General features: G+C 59.7%; 4 protein-coding genes and 3 tRNA genes. All 7 read left to right on the forward strand.

Going from position 1 to position 3102, the window contains the following annotated elements; translation table 11 throughout:
• Positions 1-134: 134 nt before the first annotated feature.
• Complete coding sequence (gene birA, locus HMPREF3014_RS04815; RefSeq protein ID WP_014602446.1) at positions 135-1073, forward strand: bifunctional biotin--[acetyl-CoA-carboxylase] ligase/biotin operon repressor BirA; 939 nt, start codon at positions 135-137, stop codon at positions 1071-1073.
• The gene (locus tag HMPREF3014_RS04820; RefSeq protein ID WP_003093768.1) at positions 1070-1816 is read left to right on the forward strand and encodes a pantothenate kinase; all 747 of its coding nucleotides are present in this window, start codon (positions 1070-1072) and stop codon (positions 1814-1816) included. The genes birA and HMPREF3014_RS04820 overlap by 4 nt, the downstream gene beginning before the upstream one ends.
• Before the next feature lie 8 nt (positions 1817-1824).
• Positions 1825-2529, forward strand: a complete 705-nt coding sequence (locus HMPREF3014_RS04825) for an SPOR domain-containing protein (RefSeq protein ID WP_003118935.1) — start codon at positions 1825-1827, stop codon at positions 2527-2529.
• 147 nt (positions 2530-2676) lie between these two features.
• Positions 2677-2761, forward strand: a tRNA-Tyr gene (locus tag HMPREF3014_RS04830).
• Positions 2762-2787: 26 nt separating this feature from the next.
• Positions 2788-2861: transfer RNA gene (locus HMPREF3014_RS04835), tRNA-Gly, on the forward strand.
• 19 nt (positions 2862-2880) lie between these two features.
• Positions 2881-2956, forward strand: a tRNA-Thr gene (locus HMPREF3014_RS04840).
• An 84-nt stretch (positions 2957-3040) separates the two neighbouring features.
• The coding region (locus HMPREF3014_RS34885) for a hypothetical protein (protein ID WP_234358239.1) at positions 3041-3102 on the forward strand (62 nt) is incomplete at its 3' end.

Genomic DNA, 3102 nt, shown 5'->3' on the forward strand with positions numbered 1-3102 from the left:
TGACCGGGGGTTTTGCTTTTGCGCGCGGAAAAGTCTGCGAAAATCCGGGGAAAAGGCAGCTATACGGCAGGGCTTTTCGTAGGCAAAGCGCAAGTGCCTCTATATGATGCGTGCCTGGCTAGTGTGGGGCGTCTATGCAGACCTTGCTGAAACTACTTCAAGACGGGCGATTCCACTCCGGTGAGGAGTTGGGGGCAGTACTGGGCATCAGTCGCAGTGCAGTCTGGAAACGCTTGCAGCACCTGGAGGCTGAACATGGCCTGCAGTTCCACAAGGTGCGTGGCCGGGGTTACCGTCTGGCGAGTCCCCTCAGTCTCCTGGATCCGCGGAAGATCGACAGCCTCTGGCCTGTCGAGATCATGCCCACCGTCGATTCGACCAATAGCGAGGCCATGCGTAGGCTCGCGGCTGGAGCCTCGACGCCTTTCGTTATCGTCGCCGAGCAGCAGACTGCCGGGCGTGGACGTCGCGGCCGAGCCTGGGTCAGTCCCTATGGAGAGAACCTCTATTATTCTCTGGCCATTACTGTCAGGGGGGGCGCTCGGGAGCTCGAAGGGTTGAGCCTGGTTGTCGGTCTCGCGGTGCTCCGGGCCCTGGAGTCTTTGGGCGTCCGGGACGCCGGGTTGAAGTGGCCGAACGACCTTCTGCAGGGAGGCAAGAAGATCGCCGGAATTCTCCTGGAGCTGAGTGGCGACCCCGCGGATCTGTGTCATGTCGTTATCGGCATAGGGATCAACGTCAACATGAGGACCGCCACTGATATCGGCCAGCCTTGGACCTCCCTGCGCGAAGCGCTGGGGGAGCTGGTGGATCGTTCGCGGCTGCTTTCTGCTCTCAATCGGCAGCTGGCTGATTATCTCGATAGGCATTCGCGCGAAGGCTTTGCTGCAAGTCGCGAGGAGTGGGAGTCCTGCAATCTCTGGCAGGGTGCCCAGGTCATTCTCTCGACTGCCCTGAGTTCCATCGAGGGTCGTGTGCTGGGTGTCGATAGCCGAGGAGCGCTGCGTCTTGAGGTGGATGGCGTGGAGCAGGGGTTCAGTGGAGGGGAGCTTAGTTTGAGGTTGCGTCAATGATTCTTGAGCTCGACTGTGGAAACTCGCTGATCAAGTGGCGGGTCATCGAGGGGGCGGCGCGGTCGGTCGCCGGTGGCCTTGCGGAGTCCGATGATGCCCTGGTCGAACAGTTAACGTCGCAGCAAGCGCTGCCAGTGCGAGCCTGTCGCCTGGTGAGCGTTCGCAGCGAGCAGGAAACCTCGCAACTGGTCGCACGGTTGGAGCAGCTGTTCCCGGTTTCGGCGCTGGTTGCATCATCCGGCAAGCAGTTGGCGGGTGTGCGCAACGGCTATCTCGATTACCAGCGCCTGGGGCTCGACCGCTGGCTGGCCCTCGTCGCGGCTCATCACCTGGCTAAGAAGGCCTGCCTGGTCATTGATCTGGGGACCGCGGTCACCTCTGACCTGGTCGCGGCGGATGGAGTGCATCTGGGGGGCTACATATGCCCGGGCATGACCCTGATGAGAAGCCAGTTGCGCACCCATACCCGACGTATCCGCTACGACGATGCAGAGGCCCGGCGGGCGCTTGCCAGTCTCCAGCCAGGGCAGGCCACGGCCGAGGCGGTTGAGCGGGGTTGTCTGCTCATGCTCAGGGGGTTCGTTCGTGAGCAGTACGCCATGGCGTGCGAGCTGCTCGGTCCGGATTGTGAAATATTCCTGACGGGTGGGGATGCCGAACTGGTTCGCGACGAACTGGCTGGCGCCCGGATCATGCCGGACCTGGTTTTCGTAGGGCTGGCACTGGCTTGCCCGATTGAGTGAGAGGATCTATGCGCTGGTTCTTCCTGTTTCTCCTGGCCCTGAACGTCTTCTACTACGTCTGGCACCAGCAGCAATCCCCGCTACGGGCCAAGGAAATCGCACCGCTGGAACTCTATAAGGATGGGCAGAAGAACATTCTGCTGTTGGCCGAGAGCAACCTTGCTTCCAGGGCGCGCTCGGGATCGCAGGTGCCGGCGCCGAGTGTGCCTCCGGCTGCCGAAGAGTCGATCGCATCCGAGTCGGCCTGTCTCTATCTTGGCGGAGGCGGTGAGGAGGCGGATGCCCGAAGGTTGCAGCAGCGCCTGCTGGGCCTGGATATCGAGGCGGAGGTCGAGGCCCGTGGGGAGATGAGCGTCGATTACTGGGTCTATCTTCCTCCGCTAGCCTCACGGGAGGCTGCGCTTCGTCAGTTGAAGGAGCTTCAGGCGCGCAATATCGACAGCTACCTGATTGGCGAGGGAGTGCTGGCCAATGGCATTTCTTTGGGGATGTTTTCCGCGCGGGATTCGGCTGAAAGTGCGCAGGCCCGTCTCAAGACGGCAGGTTACGAGGCGGAGCTGAAGGAATTGCCCCGCGGGCAGCGTGATTTCTGGGTAAGGGTGGCACCCGGCAGCCGGCGTCTGGTGGATGAGCAACTGCTCCAGGAGCTGGCTCGGGACTTCAAGGGATTGCAGCATCAAATAATGTCGTGCAAAGGTGTTGCATCCCCCTGATGGTTTGCATAGAATGGCGCCCGCTTCGCAGGGGGAAGGCTGAAAGACTCCTACCATGAAGTTGCTGTTGAAACCTAAGTTCAGGTTTTTTAAGAGAAAACTCTTGACAGCAAGGTGGCAGACGTAGAGAATGCCGCCCACCAGTTTGGAGGGATTCCCGAGTGGCCAAAGGGATCAGACTGTAAATCTGACGTCATAGACTTCGAAGGTTCGAATCCTTCTCCCTCCACCAGTTTAAAAGCGTGAGCTTCGGGCTCCGCGGGTATAGTTCAGTGGTAGAACCTCAGCCTTCCAAGCTGATGATGCGGGTTCGATTCCCGCTACCCGCTCCAGTCAAGTTGCTTGTGTTTCGCTCATGTAGCTCAGTTGGTAGAGCACACCCTTGGTAAGGGTGAGGTCAGCGGTTCAAATCCGCTCATGAGCTCCATTTATCCAGGGGCAGATATGAAAATATCTGCCCTTGTTCTAATGGTAGCGTGATCCGCTCAATTCCTTGAAGGGGATGGTCTCCATGGCTAAAGAAAAATTTGAACGGAACAAGCCGCACGTCAACGTCGGCACCATCGGTCACGT

Origin of the sequence: Pseudomonas sp. HMSC065H01, assembly GCF_001815235.1 — a bacterium.
In the GTDB taxonomy this organism is placed as follows: domain Bacteria; phylum Pseudomonadota; class Gammaproteobacteria; order Pseudomonadales; family Pseudomonadaceae; genus Pseudomonas; species Pseudomonas aeruginosa.